The sequence below is a fragment of the Gammaproteobacteria bacterium genome (genome assembly GCA_030949385.1).
Classification (GTDB): domain Bacteria; phylum Pseudomonadota; class Gammaproteobacteria; order JAUZRS01; family JAUZRS01; genus JAUZRS01.
Genome location: JAUZSP010000001.1, coordinates 306196 through 327115 on the forward strand (window position 1 = coordinate 306196; position 20920 = coordinate 327115).

The 20920-nt window shown below is 48.1% G+C and carries 21 protein-coding genes and 1 pseudogene; 6 read left to right on the top strand and 16 right to left on the bottom strand.

Features of this window, described 5'->3' with window-relative positions:
• Positions 1–78: 78 nt before the first annotated feature.
• Genes Q9O24_01425 through fur form a run of 3 tightly spaced genes read right to left on the bottom strand, consistent with a single transcriptional unit; the run spans position 79 to position 2186 of the window.
• Positions 79–993 (bottom strand): sirohydrochlorin chelatase, encoded by a 915-nt coding sequence (locus tag Q9O24_01425; GenBank protein MDQ7073831.1) that lies wholly within the window; start codon positions 991–993, stop codon positions 79–81.
• A 13-nt stretch (positions 994–1006) separates the two neighbouring features.
• On the bottom strand, positions 1007–1738 hold the full coding sequence (gene cobK, locus Q9O24_01430) for a precorrin-6A reductase (protein ID MDQ7073832.1): 732 nt from the start codon (positions 1736–1738) through the stop codon (positions 1007–1009).
• A gap of 16 nt (positions 1739–1754) precedes the next feature.
• Positions 1755–2186, bottom strand: a complete 432-nt coding sequence (gene fur, locus Q9O24_01435; GenBank protein MDQ7073833.1) for a ferric iron uptake transcriptional regulator — start codon at positions 2184–2186, stop codon at positions 1755–1757.
• A 78-nt stretch (positions 2187–2264) separates the two neighbouring features.
• On the opposite strand from fur, the gene Q9O24_01440 reads away from it, so the two are divergent.
• Positions 2265–2582 carry an outer membrane protein assembly factor BamE gene (locus Q9O24_01440; GenBank protein MDQ7073834.1) on the top strand — a complete coding sequence of 106 codons (318 nt, stop codon included), beginning with the start codon at positions 2265–2267 and terminating at the stop codon, positions 2580–2582.
• An 8-nt stretch (positions 2583–2590) separates the two neighbouring features.
• Here the strand turns inward: Q9O24_01440 and Q9O24_01445 are convergent, their stop codons facing one another.
• From Q9O24_01445 to Q9O24_01455, 3 genes are read right to left on the bottom strand one after another with little or no spacing between them, the layout of a single operon-like run.
• On the bottom strand, positions 2591–2908 hold the full coding sequence (locus tag Q9O24_01445; GenBank protein ID MDQ7073835.1) for an RnfH family protein: 318 nt from the start codon (positions 2906–2908) through the stop codon (positions 2591–2593).
• Positions 2905–3348, bottom strand: coding sequence for a type II toxin-antitoxin system RatA family toxin (locus Q9O24_01450; protein MDQ7073836.1), 444 nt, complete (start codon positions 3346–3348; stop codon positions 2905–2907). Before Q9O24_01450 ends, Q9O24_01445 begins: the two co-directional genes overlap by 4 nt.
• A gap of 9 nt (positions 3349–3357) precedes the next feature.
• Entirely contained in the window at positions 3358–4716 is a 1359-nt protein-coding gene (locus Q9O24_01455) for a sodium-dependent transporter (GenBank protein MDQ7073837.1), read from the bottom strand.
• A 232-nt stretch (positions 4717–4948) separates the two neighbouring features.
• Between Q9O24_01455 and Q9O24_01460 the strand changes: the two genes are divergently transcribed.
• From Q9O24_01460 to Q9O24_01470, 3 genes are read left to right on the top strand one after another with little or no spacing between them, the layout of a single operon-like run.
• A complete protein-coding gene (locus Q9O24_01460; GenBank protein MDQ7073838.1) occupies positions 4949–8284 on the top strand; it encodes an SUMF1/EgtB/PvdO family nonheme iron enzyme in 3336 nt (1111 codons plus the stop codon).
• A gap of 10 nt (positions 8285–8294) precedes the next feature.
• Entirely contained in the window at positions 8295–9182 is an 888-nt protein-coding gene (locus Q9O24_01465) for a hypothetical protein (protein MDQ7073839.1), read from the top strand.
• A 49-nt stretch (positions 9183–9231) separates the two neighbouring features.
• Complete coding sequence (locus Q9O24_01470; protein MDQ7073840.1) at positions 9232–9381, top strand: hypothetical protein; 150 nt, start codon at positions 9232–9234, stop codon at positions 9379–9381.
• 11 nt (positions 9382–9392) lie between these two features.
• Here Q9O24_01470 and Q9O24_01475 read toward each other — a convergent pair whose 3' ends face one another.
• The 10 genes from Q9O24_01475 to Q9O24_01520 form a co-directional block, all read right to left on the bottom strand.
• Positions 9393–10016: a YdcF family protein gene (locus Q9O24_01475; protein MDQ7073841.1), complete on the bottom strand. Its 624-nt coding sequence runs from the start codon at positions 10014–10016 to the stop codon at positions 9393–9395.
• A 30-nt stretch (positions 10017–10046) separates the two neighbouring features.
• On the bottom strand, positions 10047–10970 hold the full coding sequence (locus tag Q9O24_01480) for a CobD/CbiB family cobalamin biosynthesis protein (protein ID MDQ7073842.1): 924 nt from the start codon (positions 10968–10970) through the stop codon (positions 10047–10049).
• Positions 10971–11070: 100 nt separating this feature from the next.
• Positions 11071–12129, bottom strand: a complete 1059-nt coding sequence (locus Q9O24_01485; GenBank protein ID MDQ7073843.1) for a chemotaxis response regulator protein-glutamate methylesterase — start codon at positions 12127–12129, stop codon at positions 11071–11073.
• Between the two features lie 13 nt (positions 12130–12142).
• A complete protein-coding gene (gene cheD, locus Q9O24_01490) occupies positions 12143–12769 on the bottom strand; it encodes a chemoreceptor glutamine deamidase CheD (GenBank protein ID MDQ7073844.1) in 627 nt (208 codons plus the stop codon).
• Positions 12770–12777: 8 nt separating this feature from the next.
• Positions 12778–13614 carry a protein-glutamate O-methyltransferase gene (locus Q9O24_01495; protein ID MDQ7073845.1) on the bottom strand — a complete coding sequence of 279 codons (837 nt, stop codon included), beginning with the start codon at positions 13612–13614 and terminating at the stop codon, positions 12778–12780.
• 15 nt (positions 13615–13629) lie between these two features.
• On the bottom strand, positions 13630–13911 hold the full coding sequence (locus Q9O24_01500) for a hypothetical protein (protein MDQ7073846.1): 282 nt from the start codon (positions 13909–13911) through the stop codon (positions 13630–13632).
• Complete coding sequence (locus Q9O24_01505) at positions 13908–14447, bottom strand: chemotaxis protein CheW (GenBank protein ID MDQ7073847.1); 540 nt, start codon at positions 14445–14447, stop codon at positions 13908–13910. Before Q9O24_01505 ends, Q9O24_01500 begins: the two co-directional genes overlap by 4 nt.
• A gap of 80 nt (positions 14448–14527) precedes the next feature.
• Positions 14528–16909: a methyl-accepting chemotaxis protein gene (locus tag Q9O24_01510; protein ID MDQ7073848.1), complete on the bottom strand. Its 2382-nt coding sequence runs from the start codon at positions 16907–16909 to the stop codon at positions 14528–14530.
• Positions 16910–16950: 41 nt separating this feature from the next.
• Entirely contained in the window at positions 16951–17445 is a 495-nt protein-coding gene (locus tag Q9O24_01515) for a chemotaxis protein CheW (protein ID MDQ7073849.1), read from the bottom strand.
• Between the two features lie 45 nt (positions 17446–17490).
• Positions 17491–19527, bottom strand: a complete 2037-nt coding sequence (locus Q9O24_01520) for a chemotaxis protein CheA (GenBank protein MDQ7073850.1) — start codon at positions 19525–19527, stop codon at positions 17491–17493.
• Between the two features lie 243 nt (positions 19528–19770).
• Between Q9O24_01520 and Q9O24_01525 the strand changes: the two genes are divergently transcribed.
• On the top strand, positions 19771–20100 hold the full coding sequence (locus Q9O24_01525; protein MDQ7073851.1) for a hypothetical protein: 330 nt from the start codon (positions 19771–19773) through the stop codon (positions 20098–20100).
• A gap of 37 nt (positions 20101–20137) precedes the next feature.
• A pseudogene (locus Q9O24_01530) lies at positions 20138–20920 on the top strand (class I SAM-dependent methyltransferase).

The following is a 20920-nucleotide window of genomic DNA, read 5'->3' on the forward strand; positions in this document are numbered from 1 at the left end:
GTAGGGGTGGATTCCATATCCGCCCTTCAAAAGGGAGAGAGGTAAAAAAAGGGCAGAAATGGATTCTGCCCCTACCCTTCAATCGTGAGAATGGCCGTGATCATGCGAATGAGCATCGGTACCAATGCCCTGCACATGATGATGATGCCCCTGTTGTGGCGTACCGACTTTGTGCTCCGAACCGACAATCTGCACTCGATAATGGCAGAGCTGGCAGTTCATGTTCGGGTTGCCGCTGCTGATCTCGTCCAACTTCTCCACAAAGGTATCAATCACTTTTTCATGGGCGTTCAGATAGGGCGCTTTGACCACCGCAATCTCAGGGTGCGCCGCTGCGTACTCATCCACCGCCGCATAAATGCGTTTGACCAGTCTCCCTGTGAAGAGAAAATAAGGGAAAACAATCACCCGCTTAAAGCCCAAACCGTGCGCCCGTTGCAAACACTCCGGTACCAAGGGCGAAGTCACACCGCTGTAGCCGGTCACCGCCCAGCCAAACCCCATACCCTCTTCCAGAAAACGGCTGATTTTGCTGATGTTCGAATTGGCATCGGCATCGGACGCGCCACGTCCAATCACCACCAGCAAGGTCTCTTTGCGGTCGTAACCCTCACCGAACGACTGTTCTGCTTCCAGAATACGCGCTTCGGCGGCCTGCAACATCTTGGCATTAACCCCCAGCTCTGCGCCGTATTCGATCTTGACCCCAAATTGCTGTTGCAGTGCGTTCAACTCGCTGGGAATGTCATTTTTAGCGTGTGCGCCCACCATCAACATCCCTGGTACGGCGTGAATTTTCGTCACCCCTTGATCCACCAGCTTTTTCACCGCATCGGCAATGATGGGGCGTTCAAACTCCAGAAAGCCCGTCTCCACCAAACGATCAGGAAAGCGTTTCTGAAACTGCTCCGCCAACTGATAAAATTCCTGCACCGCGTCCACATCCCGAGACCCATGCCCCACAAACAGCACCGCTGCTTCACTTCCACTCACTTTTCCACGCTCCTTAAACTGAAAAACGCGGCACACAGACGGCGAACAACGTTTCAATGGATTCAAATTCATCCACCTGCGCCACTGGGCGAGGTCGATTTAAAAAACAAACGGGAATAGACAACACTCTGGCGGCCTCTAATTTAGCTGCGGTGGCTTCTCCTCCGCTCTGCTTCGAGACCAATACCTCAATGCGATGCTTTCGTAGCAAAGCCAATTCCGACGACAGATCAAAAGGACCAATGGCCTTTAAGTTCTGTACATTGGCCAATGAGGCATGATCCACCACTGCTCGACGCAGCAACAGCAAATCCGCCCCTGAAAGCATTGCCAAACGCGCTTTCGCCACCGCGCCCAAGGTAAACAAAATCCGTCGATAGCCTTGCAACGCAGTAAACAGCTCATCAAGACGATCATAACCGCGCCAATCGTCTTGCTCACTGGGTTGCCACTCAGGACGCTGAAAACGCAGATAAGGCAGCCCCAATTGCAACGCCGCCTGTTGCGCCGTAGCACTGATCTTCAGCGCATAGGGGTGAGTGGCATCCACCACGGCGCGAATCTTATGTGACTTGAGGTAACGTTGTAAACCACCAAACTGAGTAAAACCGCCTGTGATTACTGAAACCCTTAAAATTGGCTGTCGTACCAAACCCGCTACGCTGTAGATCAGCTTTAGGCCTGCGTCTGAAAAACGCTCCGCCAATATCCGTCCTTCAGAAGTACCTCCCAGCAGCAAAATCATCGGCGCGGCCTGTTGATCACTTCTCGCGCCGTTTCAAACAGCCGTCTCGATCTTTGCAAACCCCATAAAGAATCATGCTGTGATCGCGAATATCGAAACCCAACTCCTCAGTAATTCGCTTTTGTCGCTCCTCAATCACCTCATCGACAAACTCTTCCACTTTGCCGCAATCAATACAGACAATGTGGTCATGGTGAACACCGCAGTCTAATTCAAACACCGCCTGCCCACCTTCAAAGTGATGCCGTGTCACCAAACCGGCGGTCTCGAATTGAGTCAAGACACGATAAATGGTAGCCAAACCAATCTCGTTGTTGCTGACCATTAAAATACGGTAAATGTCCTCTGCGCTCAGATGCTCTTTACGGTGCGTTTCCAAAATTTCCAAAATTTTCATGCGCGGCAAGGTGACTTTTAAACCTGCCTTTTTTAGATCTTGAGATTCCAAAATTCCTCCTACGGGTGACTCAGTCTAGGATTGTGCGGTATTATTGCTGCCCGAACCCTCTCATCATAAAGGTTAACCGTGATCCAACGCCACTCCCTGATTTTTATCTTGTTACTCACTCTTGGCGGTTGTTCTCTGGCACACAAGCTGGATATCCAACAAGGCAACATCATCAACGGCGAGCAGATCGAACAGCTCAAAGTCGGCATGAGCACGTCACAAGTGACCTTTTTAGTCGGCACTCCGACTCTAAATCGTGGCTTTCACCCCAACCGTTGGAACTACCTCTACTACGTTGAAAAAAGTGGCACCGACCCAACACCTGAACGGCTGACCCTCTACTTTGAGCAAGACAAACTGGTTAAAATAGACAATCACTACCAACGCACACTCTGAGCAAGCAGCTAAGCCTCTTTCTCATTGATCGCACCACCGCCTTTTTTCATCGCCTTGCCCTCAGCGGCGCGTTTTTTACGCACCGCTTTCGGATCGGCAATCAATGGCCGGTAAATCTCAATGCGATCCCCCGCCTTGGGCATCGCATCCCGTTTGCATAACTTACCAAAAACACCCACCTTGGCTTTTTCTGCATCAATCTCAGGAAAACGCTCAAAAATGCCACTGGCCTGCAAAATTTGCTCAACAGTAGAGCCTTTTTCGATCTCAAATTGCAAAATAATCTGCTCATCGGGCAGCGCGTAAGCCACCTCAACTTTAATCACAGCGCCACCTCACCGTAGACCTGCTTGGCTCGACTGCAAAACGCATCCACTAGGGAACCGGCAATCTGGCTAAAAATAGGCCCCACCAACATCGACATCATGCGACTGGAAAACTCAAACTCCATCTCCATGGAGATCTTACAGCCCAAGGATTCAATCTCGTCAAACTGCCAACAGCCGTGCAGACGTTTAAACGGCCCTTCCACCAGCTTCATCTCAATCTCTCGATCCTTCGAAAGGCGATTACGGGTCGTAAACGCCTTCTTCAACTGGCCTTTAGAAAGCTCAACGGTGGCCTCGATTTCAGACTCACTGCGCTGCAAAATACGGCTGCCCGAACACCAAGGCAAAAACTCAGGATAGGCTTCAATGTCATTCACCAAAGCGTACATCTGCGCAGCACTGAAAGGCACCAGCGCAGAACGGTTAATCGTTGTCATAACAGACCTTTAAAGAAAACCAATGGAATTTAAAAACACCAACAGCACCGCCACGGGCGTAACCAAACGAGTCACCCAATACCAGAGTGAAAAACCAAACACGTTCATAGCCAGCTCTTGACGACTGGACTCTTTTTTCATCACCCAGACGGCAAAAATGGCGATCATTAGACCACCCAGAGGCAACATGATATTGGAGGTAACAAAATCCAACAGATCAAAAATCGTTTTATCAAACAGGGTAACGTCAGACCAAATATTGAAAGAGAACACCGTCGCCAACCCCACCAGCCACGTGGCCAGACCACAGATCAACGCCGCTGTCAGGCGTTTCATGCCACGATTTTCCACTAAATAAGCCACCGCCGGTTCAATCAAAGAGATGGCCGAACTCCAAGCCGCAAACACCAGCAAAACAAAAAACAACGTACCAAACACCAAACCACCACTCATCTGCCCAAAAGCAATCGGCAGCGTTTGGAAAATCAACCCCGGTCCCGCACCTGGTTCCAAACCATTGGCAAACACCAGTGGGAAAATCACCATACCGGCCAACAGCGCCACCACCGTATCCGCCAGCGCCACCAACACACTGGTTTTGGCAATGGAGATGCCCTTTGGCAGATAGGAGCCATACACCATGATCGCCCCCATGCCCAAGCTAAGAGTAAAAAAGGCGTGCCCCATAGCGACCAAAATCGAAGTGGAATTAATTTTACTGAAATCAGCATCAAACAAAAATGCCAAACCTTGCATAAAATAACCGCTGCTGATGGCGTAACCCAACATCACCAACAACAACAATCCCAATCCGGGCATCAGATAACGCACCGCCACTTCCAACCCGCCGCGAACCCCACGCGCCACCACCACGATGGTCATCAGCATAAAGAGGCTATGCCACAGAATCAGACGCTGTGGATCAGCGATCAGGTTCGAAAACAGCGCACCAATGCCCTCAGCACTGGCACCGACAAACGCCCCCTCCAGACTCATGGAGACATAAGAGAGCGCCCAACCGGCAATTACACTGTAATAAGAGAGGATCAGAAAACCGGCCAACACCCCCATCCAACCGAGCGCCTTCCAAAAACGGTGCGCGCCTTCCTCTTTGGCCAAACTCATCATCGTATTGATCGGGCTTTGCCGCCCACGCCGCCCCAACATCACCTCTGCCATCATGATCGGAATACCCACCAAAGCAATGCAGAGCAAATAGACCAGAACAAACGCGCCACCGCCGTTTTCACCCGTAATGTAAGGAAACTTCCAGATGTTCCCCAACCCCACCGCCGAGCCGGTCGCCGCCAAAATAAAGGCCAATCGACCCGACCACTGACCGTGAATAGAGCTGCGCTGTTGTTCCATTGCCAAACTCCGTAAAAATCAAAGCATCCATTGTGAGCAAAATCGCTCAGGGTCTCAACCTCTAAGCGACCCTACAACAACAAATTAACCCCCAAACGAAGGCCATCTGATCATAAAAACAACAATCTGACTAAGTTAAGGAAAACCCACCAAATTAGCACTTTATGTCCGTCTTAACTCACTGTACTATCCAGACGCAGTAGATTTGATCAATACATTTAAGGAATAAGGCGTGAATAGAGAAGAAGCCCTCTCCGTACTCGGTATCAATACGGGAGCCAGTCTACAGACGGCGGAAAAAGCCTATCAAATCAAATGGGATGCGCTCAAAAATGAGCAATCTAAAGCCAAGTCTGCTCGCGCTGGCAAAGCCTGTCTGCAACAAATGCAACGTCTGGACACCGCTCTGGCCGCCCTACGTAACAATCCAAACGTAAACTCACAAGAAGACGACAACGACAAAACCATTATCGCGCCGAAAGCACAGAAAAACGTCAAAAAAACCCCAAAAATTAAGCCAGAAACAGCGATAAAAGTCGAACATGACGACGATGACCTTGATTTTGAACTGAATGAAACCATCATGGTTAAGGCCTCTGATGCAGAAAAAATCGGCAAAAAATCAGCCATTCCCAGCCTAGAAGAGATCAGAGCAGAAACAGAAGTAGACGACGAAAACAAAACCTTTATGGTTAAAAGTGACCGCGACCAAGAGTTGATGGAAAGCTTGGAAGAAGCGCTGCTCGACAAAGAAAAACATCAATTTTTCGATCAAGATGACAACAAAACCTACGTTGCCGCCAGCTCAAAAACAACAACTCAAAAACCCACTGCGACAACAGCAACAACAAGTGCCGCAAAAACAGGTCACAAACAAGGCCTAAAAGATCTACCACAAAACCCAACCCCTGATATTGACATCGACAAAACCATGCTTGGCGGTGTTGCCGCGACAGGTGGCAAAAACGAAGTTTTGCAAATAGGCCAAAGTTTGGTTCACGGTCGTTACACCATCACCGCTTTTATTGATAAAGGCGGCATGGGTGAGGTTTATCAAGCCAAAGACAGCGTGCGGGATGAAGAAGTCGCGCTTAAAGTGCTGCTGCCGGGCCTAGACGACGATGCCAAAGAACGTTTTTTCAATGAAGCCCTGCTCTCTAGCCAGTTAAGCCATCAAAACATTGTCAATGTCTACGACGTGCAACAAGACGGTGATCTGCTCTTTATGTGCATGGAGCTGCTCAAAGGCGAAAATTTACGCAGCCTAATGCGCAAAAAACAGCGTGAAAAAAGCAAATTCAGCGAAGAAGAGGTGTTAAAGCTGATCTCGCCTCTCTGTGATGCCCTGCAATACGCACATAAAAACATCATTCACCGCGACATCAAACCAGAAAACATCTGGCTGGGCAGTGATGGCGATGTCAAATTAATGGATTTTGGCATTGCCCGTACCTTTTCGGATCAACAGTGTGTTTTAACCCGCACCGTCACCGGCTCCGTTCGTTACATGGCTCCAGAACAACTCGACGGGGTCAATGACAGTGAAATTCGAGAAATTGACAGCCGCGTTGACCAGTACGCCGTCGCCGTCATCGTCTATGAAATGCTCACCAATGAAGTGCCTGCCGGACGCATTAAGGCGCTACATGATCTAAATCCCAACCTCAACAAAAATTTTACCCGCGTCATCGACAAAGGTCTGGAAGGTCGCCCAAACGACCGTTACAACACCATTGATGAGTTTAAAAATGCTCTGATTCACTCTCTGCAACGTTTTCAGATCAAAATACCTACAAAGCTCTCCAAAGAGATCATCGGACTGATCGCTGGGGTGGCAATCGTTGGCATTTCACTGCTCTTTGTCGGTGGCAGTGACGAAAATGAACAGCAAAGCCAAGAATCAAGCTCCGGTAATGACGTGGCACAGGTTCAATCCCCACTGGGACGCTTACACCAGCAAGCCGAAGTCTTAAAAAAGCAGCGCTGGCAGATGGAAAGTGAAATTCAGCAGAGCGAAGGCAACGTCAACAAGCTGCAAAGAGAGCTGAAAGACGCCAACAGCACACGCGCCAAACGACAGCTTAAAACCCAAATCCGTACCGCTGAAGAGAAACTAAACAAACAACAGTCCTTACAAAGCTTGGTGGAAACCCACATCTACAACCAACCCGCCTACCAAACCCTTACCCCACGTTTGGTTGAGCTGGACAAAATAAACACCAGCGGTAAGGACAGCGAAACCAGCAAAGCAGCCATCGAAACCCTTTTCACTGACATTGATTCATTGAGCAAGAAGATGTCGTCGGCCAGTAACTTGCTCTTTTTGGAATCTCGCATCAGCCAACAACGTCTTAATTGGAAACGAGAGTTAAAAAAACGCAAACTGCAAAATAAGCAGTGGGCAAAAGAAAATGAAAGCCTGCATCAGGCCGCCAACAACAACACACAATCCGGTGATTTTAAAGTTGCCGAAAACATCTACACCACTCTGTTAGAAAACTATCAAAACACCACAAACGAGCTGATGAACCTGCGCGACAGCAGAGAAGAGATGCGTCAAGCTCGGCGTAAATGGCTGCGTTTGAAAAAAATCTTCGGTCTCAAAGAGCCAAGAGACATCAAAAGAGCCAAGAAAAATTTGGATGAAATCCCGCCTCTGCTCGATCAAGGCAGCCTAGAGCTTGCTGTAGCCAAATACCAAACGGCCACCACACTCTATGTAAAAGGCCGTAAAAGCGATTACGTCAAGCGCCAAATTCGCTCTGAAAATAACCGAAAAAACAGCAACCGCTCAGCCAACAGTAAAAAAGGCCAACAAAAAAGTGAGCGTCAACTCTATCTAGACGAGGTCACCCCCAGCATGGTAAAAATCCCAGCCGGTCGTTTTCAGATGGGTGATCAAGCAGGCAAAGGCGACCGAGATGAAAAACCTCTGCACACAGTGCGCATCAAACGCAGCTTCCGCATGAGCAAATACGAAGTCACGTTTGAGCAGTACGACCAGTTTGCCAAAGCCACCAAACGCTCTTTACCCAATGATGAAGGCTGGGGTCGGGGTGAACGTCCTGTGATCAACGTCAATTGGGACGACGCTAACGCCTTCGTAAAATGGCTCAACAAAGAACACCGGATCAAACGCGGCGGTTATCGTCTGCCCTCCGAAGCCGAATGGGAATATGCCGCTCGCGCAGGCAGTAAAAACCTGTTTAACAGCGGGGATTGCCTCTCAGCAGAGGACGCCAATTTCAACGGCAACAGCGGCTGGGACGACTGCCCCAGCAGCGGCATCTATCGGCAAAAAACCCTCAGCGTCGGTCAATTCAGCCCAAATAAATTCGGCCTCTACGACATGCACGGCAACGTCTGGGAATGGGTGCAAGATTGCTCCCACAGCTCCTACAAAGGCGCTCCAAAATCAGGCCAAGCATGGACACAAGGCAACTGCGGCATCCGTTTCTCACGGGGAGGCTCTTGGAGCGACAACCTCAAAGATCTGCGCTCCGCCAGTCGTGATTGGCATCGCACCAATTACACCTCTTTCGGTCAAGGTTTCCGCATCGCCCGTTAGTTGAGGTTTTATGGCTGCAACGCCGCACATCGTTGTGACCCTAACCGCCCACGGTTACGGTCACGTCGCTCAAACCGCCCCCATTCTCAACGCCCTCCAGCAACACCTGCCCAACCTGCGCATCACTCTTTTCAGTGACATCGAAACAGACTACTTAAAACGCCGCATCCACGCCCCATTCCAGCAGCATAAAATCGCTCTGGATGTGGGTTTGCTGATGGATGATCAAATCAAACCTCGCCTTGCCGAGAGCCATCATGCTTACCAATACTTTCACCGGCAGTGGCAAAATAAAGTCAACCAACTCAGCGATCATTTTAAAACCCTCAAACCCGACCTGCTGCTCAGCAACGTCGCTTACCTGCCCATCGTCGCCGCGAAACAACTCAATATCCCCAGCATTGCCCTCTGCTCTCTAAACTGGGCTGATATTTATCAGCACTGCTGCGCCCATTTTTCTAACGCGGATCAGATCCACCAGCAGATTGTGCAGGCTTACCAACAGAGCACCCATTTTTTAAAACCCAAACCCAGTATGCCGATGGACTGCATAACCCACAGCCAGTACATCAGCCCCATCACCAATTTGGGTAAACATCGCCGCATCGAAATCAATCAACACCTCAACATTAGCCCTCAAAAAAAACTGATCGTGGTCGGTTTGGGTGGCATCAACAGCCGCTTTTATTTACAACCGTGGCCAAAAAATCCAGATTATCACTGGCTGGTTCCCGAAAACTGGCTCAACCCTCAGGCGAATATGAGCAGCGTTGAATCCTGCCCTTTTAGCTTTATCGACCTGCTCGCTTCAGCGGATCTGCTGATCAGCAAACCCGGTTACGGCAGTTTTAGCGAAGCCGCGTGTAACGCACGTTCCTTGCCTTTATTTAGAGCGTGACGAATGGCCGGAATCAATTTATCTGGAACGCTGGTTAAAACAATACGGTGTGGCTGAAAAAATGAGTTACGCCGAGTTCACACTGGGGACATTTGAGCAAAAAATAACAGACCTACTGAAGAAACAACCGCCACCCACACCGCAGGCCAACGGTGTTCAAGAGGCGCTTGCTATCCTTCTGCCTTACCTTGATGAATAGAGCAAAAAAAGCTAACCCTCTTTTATCCCCGCTAAATTTTGATTGCTGACCAAATAGACCAAAAATTTAAAAAACTCCGTCACATAATTGCGCAGCCCCGCTTCGGTACTCCACCAATTTTGAGGGTTATAAACGTCGTTTGAAGCCGCCGCCATCTCCACCGTCAAGGTCACGCCCTGCTGACGCAAGACCTTTTCAAACGCAAACAGAGCACGCCTCGTATGAAAATCACTGGTAACAATAATAATGCGCTGCAAATCGTGCTGTTTGGCGTACGCGGCCAGATCGTAAGCCTCATCGAAGGTTGAGGTCACACCGTCATTTAAGGTCGGCAAAAATTCCGCTGGCACCTTTTCATAACGTAAAATGGCGCGCATCAATTCAGGCTCACTTTTAACAATGTGGGCATAACGGCTGTTTTGGCGTTTCTCTTGGGTTAATAAAACACGAGGTGCATAGCCCTGCCGATAAAGCTCAATTGCTTTTGGTGGCCGAGTTTCTACGCCACCAGCCAAAATCAAAATGGCATCCGCGCCTTTAGTGGCGTTATCAATGATGAACCATTCAGCGTACGCCACTAAAATGGGCTTATGAAACAGATAAAGCGGCGTTAACAACAGCACTAAAATCAGCATCCTTTTTATCCAACGCACACCCCAAACCCCTTATATTTGAAACAAAAAAATAAACAACGTCATGCAAAACAACCATAATAAAGTAGCCCGATTAAACAGCACTACCACCGCCAGAATATCCTCACGCCTTGGCTCACGCCCACAGCCCAAAATAGGTTTGTCCTGCCACTGACCGTGATAATAACCACCACCGCCCAACAGCACACCCAAACTGCCCGCTCCACTGCTCATCACCACCCCGCCATTGGGGCTGTCACACAACGCCGCTTGAGTTTTCCAACAGCGTAACCCCCAGCGAGTACGCCCCAACAAAGCGTAACTCAAAGCCGTCAATCGGGCGCTGGGATAATTGAGCACATCATCCAAACGTGCCGCCGCCCAACCGAAATGCAGCAGACGCGGGGTACGATAACCCCACATGGCATCCAAGGTATTGGCCAAACGAAACAACACCACCCCAGGCGCACCGGCCACCAGATAGCAAAACAGTACCCCAAACAGCGCATCGTTGCCGTTCTCCAGCACAGACTCAAGGGTTGCTTTCACCACCTGTCCCTCCGACAACGAATCGGTCTGCCTCGACACCATCCAGCTCACTTTTTCACGCCCCGCCTGCACGCCCGAACACTCCAGAGCACTTTTCACCGCCAAAGCGTGTTCCACCAAGGAACGTCGCCCAACGGCCAAATAAAGCAGGCAAACCTCAATCAACCCGCCATAAAGAGTATCGGGCAAAAACAACAGCAACAGCGGCAACGGTAAAACCAATAACGACCAAGCCAACACACCCAAGCTTCGCTGAGCGTATTTTGCCTCCTGACGGTTTAACAGCGCCTCGGTTCTCTCCGCCAGCAAACCAAATCCCACCAGCGGATGCCAGCGGCGTGGCTCACCCAAGAGCAGATCCAAACAGAGCGCCATCAACGGCACGGAGAGCAAAAAAAAATCAAACATCGACATCATGGAAAAACAGAGACCGTTAGAAAAAACAGTCAAAGGAAACTAACACAAGCAAAGAAGCCAGAACAAGCCTCTGGGTTCAAACAAACACACATTACTCGCCACTCAATTGACGCAAACGCTCTCCAATGGCAAGCAGTGGCTGTAACTCATCCACAAAGCCGCGTTTGTACGCCTCCCCTGGCATCCCCCAAACCACACTCGACTTTTCATCCTGCGCCAAGGTGTGCGCGCCCACCTCTTTCATCTCGCCCATGCCCGTTGCACCATCGGCTCCCATGCCCGTCAACATCACCGCAATGGCGTTGCTCCCCGCATTTTTCGCCAGTGAACGAAACATCACATCCACAGAGGGACGATGACGATTCACCTCCGGCGCATCACTCAACGCACACACATAACGCGCACCGTTTCTGCGAACCAACAGATGGGCATCCCCTGGAGCGATGTAAACATGGCCTGATAAAATCTGCTGCCCATCAACGGCCTGCATCACAGAAAGATCGGTAATGCCATTAACGCGCTCAGCAAACGGAGCACTAAACGCCGCAGGAATGTGCTGAGAAATAACAATACCTGGCATGTCCGGTGACAGATTACGCAAAACATCTTTGATCGCCTCCGTACCGCCCGTTGAAGAACCTATGCCGATAATTCGATCCGTGGTACGAAAATGACTCATTTTTTTATTATTTTTCAAAACTCGATTTTCAACGTCCTTTTTTGAAATAGGCGGCGCTCTTTCCAAAGGTTTTACACTGGCGCTTGCCGCTGCTCTAACCTTGGCCACAATCTCCTCAGAATAATGAGGCAACATCTGCGCAACATCCAATTTTGGTTTGGCAATAAAATCAACTGCACCCAACTCCAATGCACGCAAGGTAATGTCCGCGCCCTGTTCAGTCAGAGTTGACACCATCACCACCGGCATTGGCCTCAACCGCATTAAATTACCCAAAAATGTCACCCCATCCATACGCGGCATCTCAATATCCAGCGTCAACACATCGGGGTTCAGCTGCTTAATTTTATCTCGTGCCACATACGGGTCAGATGCTGTTGCAATCACATTAATATCATCCGCAGATGAAAGAATGGCACTCAACAGTTGCCGAATCAAAGCAGAATCATCTACCACCAATACATCTATCATAAAAAAAATCCTGTTAAAAAAGCTCCACAGTGCCTTCAAACGGCTCATCTACAATCGTATCTTGGTAATTTCTGTCTCTTTGTAATACCGTATTATTGTGTAAATTTTTCAGCCGTTTTACTCTGGCACGACCTGTCTTAGGGTAAAAGATCACTTTTCTGGCTTGCCCCCCCCCCACATCTTCGGCCAGTAAAGTGAGCTCCTCATTGTTAATGTAATCTTCCACAAACTTAATGTTTTTTTTCCCAACATCAGACATAGAGCTGATGATTTTTCCCCCCCCAAATATTTTTACTGATAGTCGCCCTCTGCGACCGCCGTGCTTCAAAATACTGTTAATCATCTGCTCCATAGCGTGGTTTCCATAACGGGTCGCCGTACTAACCAAGTCACTGCCACCCCAGCCTCCACTCTCATTGGAGGGCAGCATAAAATGATTCATACCGCCAATGCCCCGCCCTTGATCCCAAATACAGGCTGAAATACAAGAACCCAACACCGTAGTAATGATCTCATCAGTAGAGGTGACGTAATATTCACCAGGCAATATTTTTGCGGCCATGCTGCTGTTGGTTTTATCCCAGTATCGATTGATTGCCTCAAAACCGACCAACGCCCGTTTCTTTTCAGGTTTTGGCACAAAAACCACTACTTTATTTTCCTATAAATCGTTTTTCCTATCAATTCAAAACGATCAGTAATGTTAAAAAGAGATTCAGAATGGCCAATAAAAAGGTAGCCACCTACTTTCAAAACATCCGCGTATTTATCAACCAAACGCTTCTTGAATTTTTTATCAAAATAGATGATCACATTACGACAAAAAATAACGTCTTTTTTCTCAGCAACAGACCAATTACCCACCAAGTTCAATTCATGAAAATCAATCATGCTACGCACGATGCTCTTAACACGTACTCTGTCCGCATTATTGCCCATCCCACGCTGAAACCACGTACGCAGACACTGTTTCGACATGCCATTCAGATGATCATAGACATAAACCCCTGACTCTGCCGTTGCCAGCACATTAGAATCGACATCTGTCGCATCAATGCGCACACTCCAATTCAAATTATCTCTCAAAGCATCCAATAAAGTGATGGCCAAAGAGTAAGGTTCTTCGCCAGTCGAGCAACCAGATGACCAAACAGACATCTCTTTATCTGCTCTATTTTTAACCAACAATTCTGGGATCACAGTCTCTTTTAAATAATCAAAATGGTGCTGTTCCCTAAAAAAGGAGGTCAAATTGGTGGTCACAGAATTAATCAGCTCCGTCAACTCACCTTTAGCACCACCCTGCTCTATAAAATCACAATATTCATCAAAATTGGATAAACCAAGCCATCGAACTCGACGTGAAAGTCGAGAATAAAACATATCAAACTTATCATCGGAAACCACAATGCCGGTTTTTTCATTGGAAATTTTACGCAAAAAATCAAAATTTTTTCGACTAAAGGAAAACTCACGATTCTGCATAATCACCTCAAAAAACTACAAAGAGAATATTTTTTTCAGACCCAAGCAGCTTAAAGAAGACTTCAACACCTCTGAAATATCAGAAAAATCCAACACCACACCATTTTTTTCAGCATCCTTATAAATCAAATACAACAGTTGACAGCCCGCGCCATCAATTCGACTCACATTCACTCCAGAAACCTTGATGTGATCCGCAGATTTCAATATCTCTTTGAACGATTTAAACACCGCAGCACTCTCCTGAATGCTCAAACACTCCTGTAGATCAAGTACCGTTTCACCTTGTCCACTCATACCGTATCTCCCTGCATATTAACCCCAAGCCCCATCTCTTCTGGGTTTAAAAATTTATCAATATCCAATAAAACGATCATTTTTCCGTTATGAATCACCATTCCCGACATATAACAGACATTAATATGCAAACCCAAATTGGGTGCTGATTGAATCTTTTTTTGTGCCACCTCCAATACATCTGAAACACTGTCAACCACCACCCCAATCACAGATGATCTGCCTTGTGATTCAACCGAAAGAATAACCGTCACCGTGGTTGGTGTGTAGTCAATACGTTCCATGAAAAAGCGCGCTCGCAAATCAACCACCGCTACAATCTGACCACGAAGATCCATCACACCTTTGACATACTCGGGTGTATTGGGCAAAGGGCGCACCAAACCCCAGCCTTTAATCTCCATAACACGCAAAATATCAATGGCATAATCTTCCCCACCTAAGGTAAAGGTCAAATACTGTCCAGGCTCCCCCGACTCACCTAAAGTAGCATCATTCAGGTTCAGGCCCGCTATATTCTGTTCTGCGCTTTGCATATTCATCGCCTTCTATTGAATAACCCAACTACGTTTAAGCGTACTCAACAAACCTTAAATTCAAGCCCATATTCGATGAGTTAAAAATCCTCCCACTCATCACTCTCTGCTGTATTTGTAACGACTTGGCGACCGGTTTGAGATGATGTCCGCCCCTCTGTACGAGCACTTAACGGCTTGTTTTGCGCAAACTCCAGCGCTGCGCCACCTGTTCTACTGCTTCCTGAACGCATTCTTTGCGAGCGTTCACCCACTTTAAAAAATTGAATCATCTGCTCCATCTGTTTGGCTTTTTCCGTCAACGACGCTGCTGCCGCTGAAGTCTGCTCAGCCAAGGCTGCATTCTGCTGAGTCACTTCATCCATATTGGTCACGGCTCGATTCACTTGCTCAATGCCTGAACTCTGCTGCTGACTGGCAGCGGCAATCTCAGAAATAATGTCACCGACTTTTTTCACACTGTGAACAATTTCATTCAGCGTTTCGCCAGACTCACTCACCAAGGTCGCGCCAACATTGACCTTTTCGGCACTGTCTTGAATCAGCAACTTAATCTCTTTCGCTGCCGTTGCACTGCGACCGGCTAAATTCCGCACCTCCGTTGCCACCACCGCAAAACCGCGACCCTGCTCACCGGCTCGGGCTGCTTCCACCGAAGCATTCAGTGCCAACAAATTGGTTTGAAACGCAATCTCATCAATCACACCGATGATTTCCGAAATTTTATTACTGGAGGTATTGATCGCATCCATTGCCTGCACCGCCCGACTAACCACTTCACCACCGTGTTCTGCCGTTTGCCGCGCACCGGTTGCCAATTGATTCGCCTGCTGTGAATTGTCCGCATTGTTGCGTACCGTACTGGTCAACTCCTCCATGCTAGAGGCGGTCTGCTGCAAGCTGGAAGCCTGCTGCTCGGTACGAGCAGACAAATTATTATTGCCGGTAGAAATTTCCAACGCAGAGGTATTAATCATGTCTGAAGACTCGCGCAATTTACTCACCACCTCTTCAAAATTAACCATACTGCTGTTGATGCTGCGTTTCACCTGATCAAAAACACCCTCATAATCACGCTCAATGGTTTTGGTTAAATCACCCTCAGACATGCTTTGCATTGCTTGTGAAATATCAGCAAACGCTTGCTCTAAACCCTGCATCAAACTGTTCACCCCCTCTGATAGGTTCAATAGGAACCCCTCTTTGCCCTGCAACGCCAAACGCTGACCGAGATCCCCAGAACGTGCCGCCACAATCAGAGACGTTACTTCATCTTCCGTTTTTATTTCAGCGGTACGATCCATCCACTCCACCGATGTCCCCAAACGGCTGCCATCATCATCAATAATCGGATTGGCCACAATTTGCAACGAACGCCCGCCCAATTTAATCTCCGTCACATACGTTTCTTTTAAAGCCGCCAACAGATCTTCTTGATGTTTTGGGTGTTTATGAAACAGATCAATGCTCGCGCCTTTTAACTGTGCTGAATTAAAATCAGGCAAATCTTTACGAATGTCCGTTTCAGCTTGATTAAACAAACGCTCCACCTGCTTATTCATATAGATAATATTGCGCTGATTGTCCGCAATCATCACACTGCCACTCATATTATCCAATGCAGTTTTAAGCCTTTGCCCTTCATCGGCTTTTTCAACCACTTCATGCATGCCGTAAGAGAGGCGGGATTGAGTAATTAACAGCGACTTCATTAATTGCCCTATTTTAGAGCTGGAGGTCTTAATATAATTGTCATAATTTCCTTCAGACAGCTTAGCAAGAATAGATGTTGCTTTTGCAAGACCTGCGTACAAACGGTGGCAGACAACATATGAAAGACCCGCAGCCAACAACCCCATCGTGCCAAACAGCACAGCCAGTGAATTTGCATTCTCCATAACCACGTGCAATAAAGCTTCATCTGCCATGACTAAGAAGCCAAACAGGAAAAATCCAGCCAAAACCACATTGATCATCAACAGTTGATTAAACATTGAAACTGAAGAAATTTTCTCCAATACCGCTGACAAACCTTTTTTTCTGATATGCGCATTACCCAAACTGACCTCAGCATAAAGAGCCTCCGCCGCAGCCACTTGAGCAACAGAGGGTTTGCTGCGTACCGACATGTACTCCACCACCTGCCCCTGTTTGAACACCGGTGACACCGTCGCTTTGACCCAGTAAAAATCACCGTTCTTACAACGATTTTTAATAAAACCAACCCACGGATCACCCTGCTTTAAGGTTTGCCATAGGTCATCAAATGCCTCTTCTAGCATATCAGGGTGACGCACCATATTGTGGTTTTTACCTATCAATTCCTCTTCATTAAAGCCGCTGATCTCAATAAAAGCGCGATTGGCGTAAGTAATTGCGCCCTTAAGATTGGTGCGAGAGACTAAAATCGCACCTTCTTTCATCAGCACTTCGTTGTTTGTTGTCGGTTGATTTATTTTCACAAGACCACTCCTAAAATTTCACTATAAACAAATCTAAAAAATTACTGTTCACTGACTGCCGGACTGTTTGACAGACAGAGTAATTTATCAACATCCAATATCATGGTCATTCTGTTGTCAGACTCAATCAAACCCGAGATAAAATCCGTTGAAATGCCATTGCCAAACTTGGGTACGCCCTGAAACTGCTCTCGTTTAACCGTAATCACATCAGAAACCTCATCCACAATTACACCCATAATCTGCCCGCTACCACTGCCCACAGAGCGCAACACAACCACCACACTCTCTTTGCTGTACTCATTTAGACCCATGCCCAAACGATGACGCAAATCCAAAATAGGCACAATGGAACCGCGCAAATTCAACACGCCTTTAACGTACTCCGCTGCATTGGGAATACGAGTGGACTCCTCCCAACCACGAATCTCTTGCACCCGTAAAATATCCACACCATAGCCTTCGTCGCCCAAGCGAAAACTCAGATATTCATCGCCTTGGGACTCCACCGAAATTTCCAACTCTCTGCTGTTCACATTTGATTACCCACTGTTATTGCCGCCCTCAACCAGAACCACCATTCACGCCGAGACCCTGTTTTCAAAACCCGCTTTGTCCGCCAAGCGCATCACGCCCGGAATATCCAAAATCAGCGCCACCGAACCGTCACCTAAAATCGTAGCTCCCGAAATTCCATTGACCCGTTGGTAATTTTCTTCCAAAGATTTAATCACCACCTGTTGCTGTCCCAATAAATCATCCACAAACAGACCACAGCGGTGCGACTCACCCTCCACAATCACCAACAGCCCCTCTTGCACTGTTTTAGACGTACTGTTTTTAATTCCAAACACCTCATGCAAACGCACAATGGGCAGATATTCATCTCGTAATTTAAAGGTCTCACCGCGTCCCACCACGCGACTCACCTGCTGCTCCTTAACCTGAATCGACTCCACAATCGAACCCAACGGCACAATGTAGGTTTCATCTGCTACCTGTACCGTCTGGCCATCCAAAATGGCCAAGGTCAATGGCAAACGAATAATGATTGCCGTACCCTGACCCAGCTCCGACTCAATGGTGATGCTGCCGCCCAACTCATTGATGTTTTTTCTCACCACATCCATACCCACACCACGACCGGAAACATCACTGACTTTTTCGGCTGTAGAAAACCCAGGGTGAAAAATCAACTCATACACCTGTCGATCCGTTAACTCTTGTGAGCCATCAATCAGACCTTTTTCCAATGCTTTTTTCACTAAAACGCTACGATCTAACCCCTTGCCATCATCTCGAATCTCTAAAACAATATTACCGCCCTGATGAAACGCATTAAGGCTAATCACACCCACCTCACTCTTGCCCGATGCCAGTCGATCAACAGGCATTTCAATGCCGTGATCCAAACTGTTCCGCACCAAATGCACCAATGGATCACCGATTTTTTCAATCACGGTTTTATCCACTTCCGTGGTTTCACCGCTCACTTGAAGGTCGATTTTTTTACCCAATTTGGCACTTAAATCATGTACCAGACGGGGAAAGCGGTTAAAGGTGAAACTGATCGGCAACATACGAATCTGCATTACGCTCTCTTGCAAATTACGTGTATGACGTTCCAATTGAGAAAGGCCATTGGTCAACTGTTCCAATTTTTCCATTTCAAAGGTTTCACCCAGCAGACTCAACATCGACTGAGTAATTACCAGCTCACCCACCATATTGATCAGCTCATCAATTTTGGTAATATCGACCCGAATAGAGCTGCTACCCGAGGCTTTTTTAGGCTCTTTATCACGCCGATCTTTTTTAACCCGCCGATCTTCAACGGGAGCCACAACCTTCAACTCTGGAGCTGACTGAGATAAAGCCGGTTTGTCGGCCAAAATTTCCTGCACAATCAACTCACAATCGTCTTCCACCCAAGCAAAAATTTCATCAATTTCAGCTCGGCTGTTCTCCGTCATTAAGGTAATATCCCAGGTCAAATAACAGAGCTCGGGATCAAATTCCGCCAGATCTGGCAAATCGGAGTCATCCACTTCGATATGAATTTCACCCAACTCCATCAACTCGCGTAAAATACGCATGGGGTCATTGCCGGTTTTTAAAATTTGCGGCAACGGCCTAAAAATAATATGCCAACCGATGGGTTTTTCATCCGACTCAGGAGGTGCATTATTTTCTACTTTATCTTCTCCAGCCGTTGACTCATCTTCTCCATCTGGGTTTAAGACGTTTTCCAACACCTGCTTTTGTGCCGCCACCCGCGCCACATCCACCTCACGCTCTTCATCGGCCGCCGCCAGCATGTCACGCAGCACATCCACCGATTGCAGCAAAATATCCACCGACTCTGCTGTCACCGCTCGGCGGCCATCGCGCATTTCGTTGAGGAGCGTCTCCATCACATGGGTAAAGTCCGCCACCGCCGAAAAGCCAAAAGTGCCACTGCCGCCTTTTATCGAATGAGCGGCGCGGAAAATGGTGTTGATCTCTTCATCGTCCACATCATTGGGGTCAAGACCCAACAACGAGGTCTCCATAATCTCCAGCCCCTCAAAACTCTCTTCGAAGAACACCTGCTGAAACTGCGATAAGTCGATAGACACGGACTCTTTCCTCAATGGACATAAATCATCTTGATGCACACTCATCAATGAAAGCACAACAAAGCAAATCAGAGGCCAAAAAAAATGTGCTTCCCAATCAGCAGAAAGAGACAAAACCTTGATGCAGGTCAAAGTTCCACACTATTAGAAACGCTTTTCTGGCATGAGCACCGCCTCTGGCTTAGTAGCTGCTACAGCTAAAACAACTACAAAAACATAAACAGGTCAACTGGAAAACATCCAATGAACAACTCAATAACCGCACTGTTATCACCGCCCATTTCTGTCTACCACTCCGCTCCTAAACACGTCTGCACAGCCCCTATCGCCACTTTGTGGGGTACTGGATTAATCTGCCTCGCTGTCGATCTACAAAACGAACAGCTCGGCTTCGGTGCCGCACTCGGTTTGTTGCTCTGGCTCACAGCCAGCCTCTGGAGCCTGCTGTTAATCAACAGTAAAAAAAGCACTCAACGCACAAACACCACCCTCTATATCGATGACCCTCTACTGACCTTGCAACAACAGATGCGCACTCTGAGCAACCCACAGACAACAGCCGTGTTACATTAACAACCACCAGTCCAATGAGATTCCGTATCGCCTCAACATGAATAACCGCCTACCGATCGCCCTGCACACCCTCGACCACAACAATAAAAAACGCGCCCAACAGTTGGCACAACAGCTCAACTTAACCCTGCTCGAAGACCCATCAGAAGCGGCTTTGCTGCTGCAAATCAGCAGCGATAAAATCGAGCTAATCGACAATCAACAGAAAAAAAGCAGGGGTTTCAGCATCAGCTTCAGCAGCGGCAAAGCCGCGCATCGCCGTCAATTTGGCGGCGGCAGAAACCAACCCTTAGCCCGCGCCATCGGCCTGAAAAAGGCGCAACGCCCAGCGTCGTCGATGCCACCGCCGGTTTGGGACGCGATGCCTTTGTCTTGGCCACCCTCGGCTGCCACGTGACCATGATCGAACGCTCAGCCATCATCGCCCTGCTGCTGCAACAAGCCTTAGAACAAGGCCAACACAACAGCGAGATAGAAGAGATCTGCCAACGCCTCTCTCTGGTGAATCAAGACGCCAGCGATTACCTGCTCAGCCTCACTCCAGAACAACACCCCGAAGTGATCTACCTCGACCCCATGTATCCATGGACGGCAGAAAAAAGCCCAAGTAAAAAAAGAGATGCAACTGCTGCAAAAACTGCTCGGCAAAGACCTCGACAGCGAGCAACTGTTGGCTGTGGCGCTCAAAACCGCGCAAAAAAGAGTCGTAGTAAAACGCCCCAAAGGCGCAGAACCGCTGGCAGGTCAAGCCCCCCACAGTTGCATCGAAAGCCCCAATACCCGCTACGACCTCTACCCCATTCACAGCAAAAAACCGTAA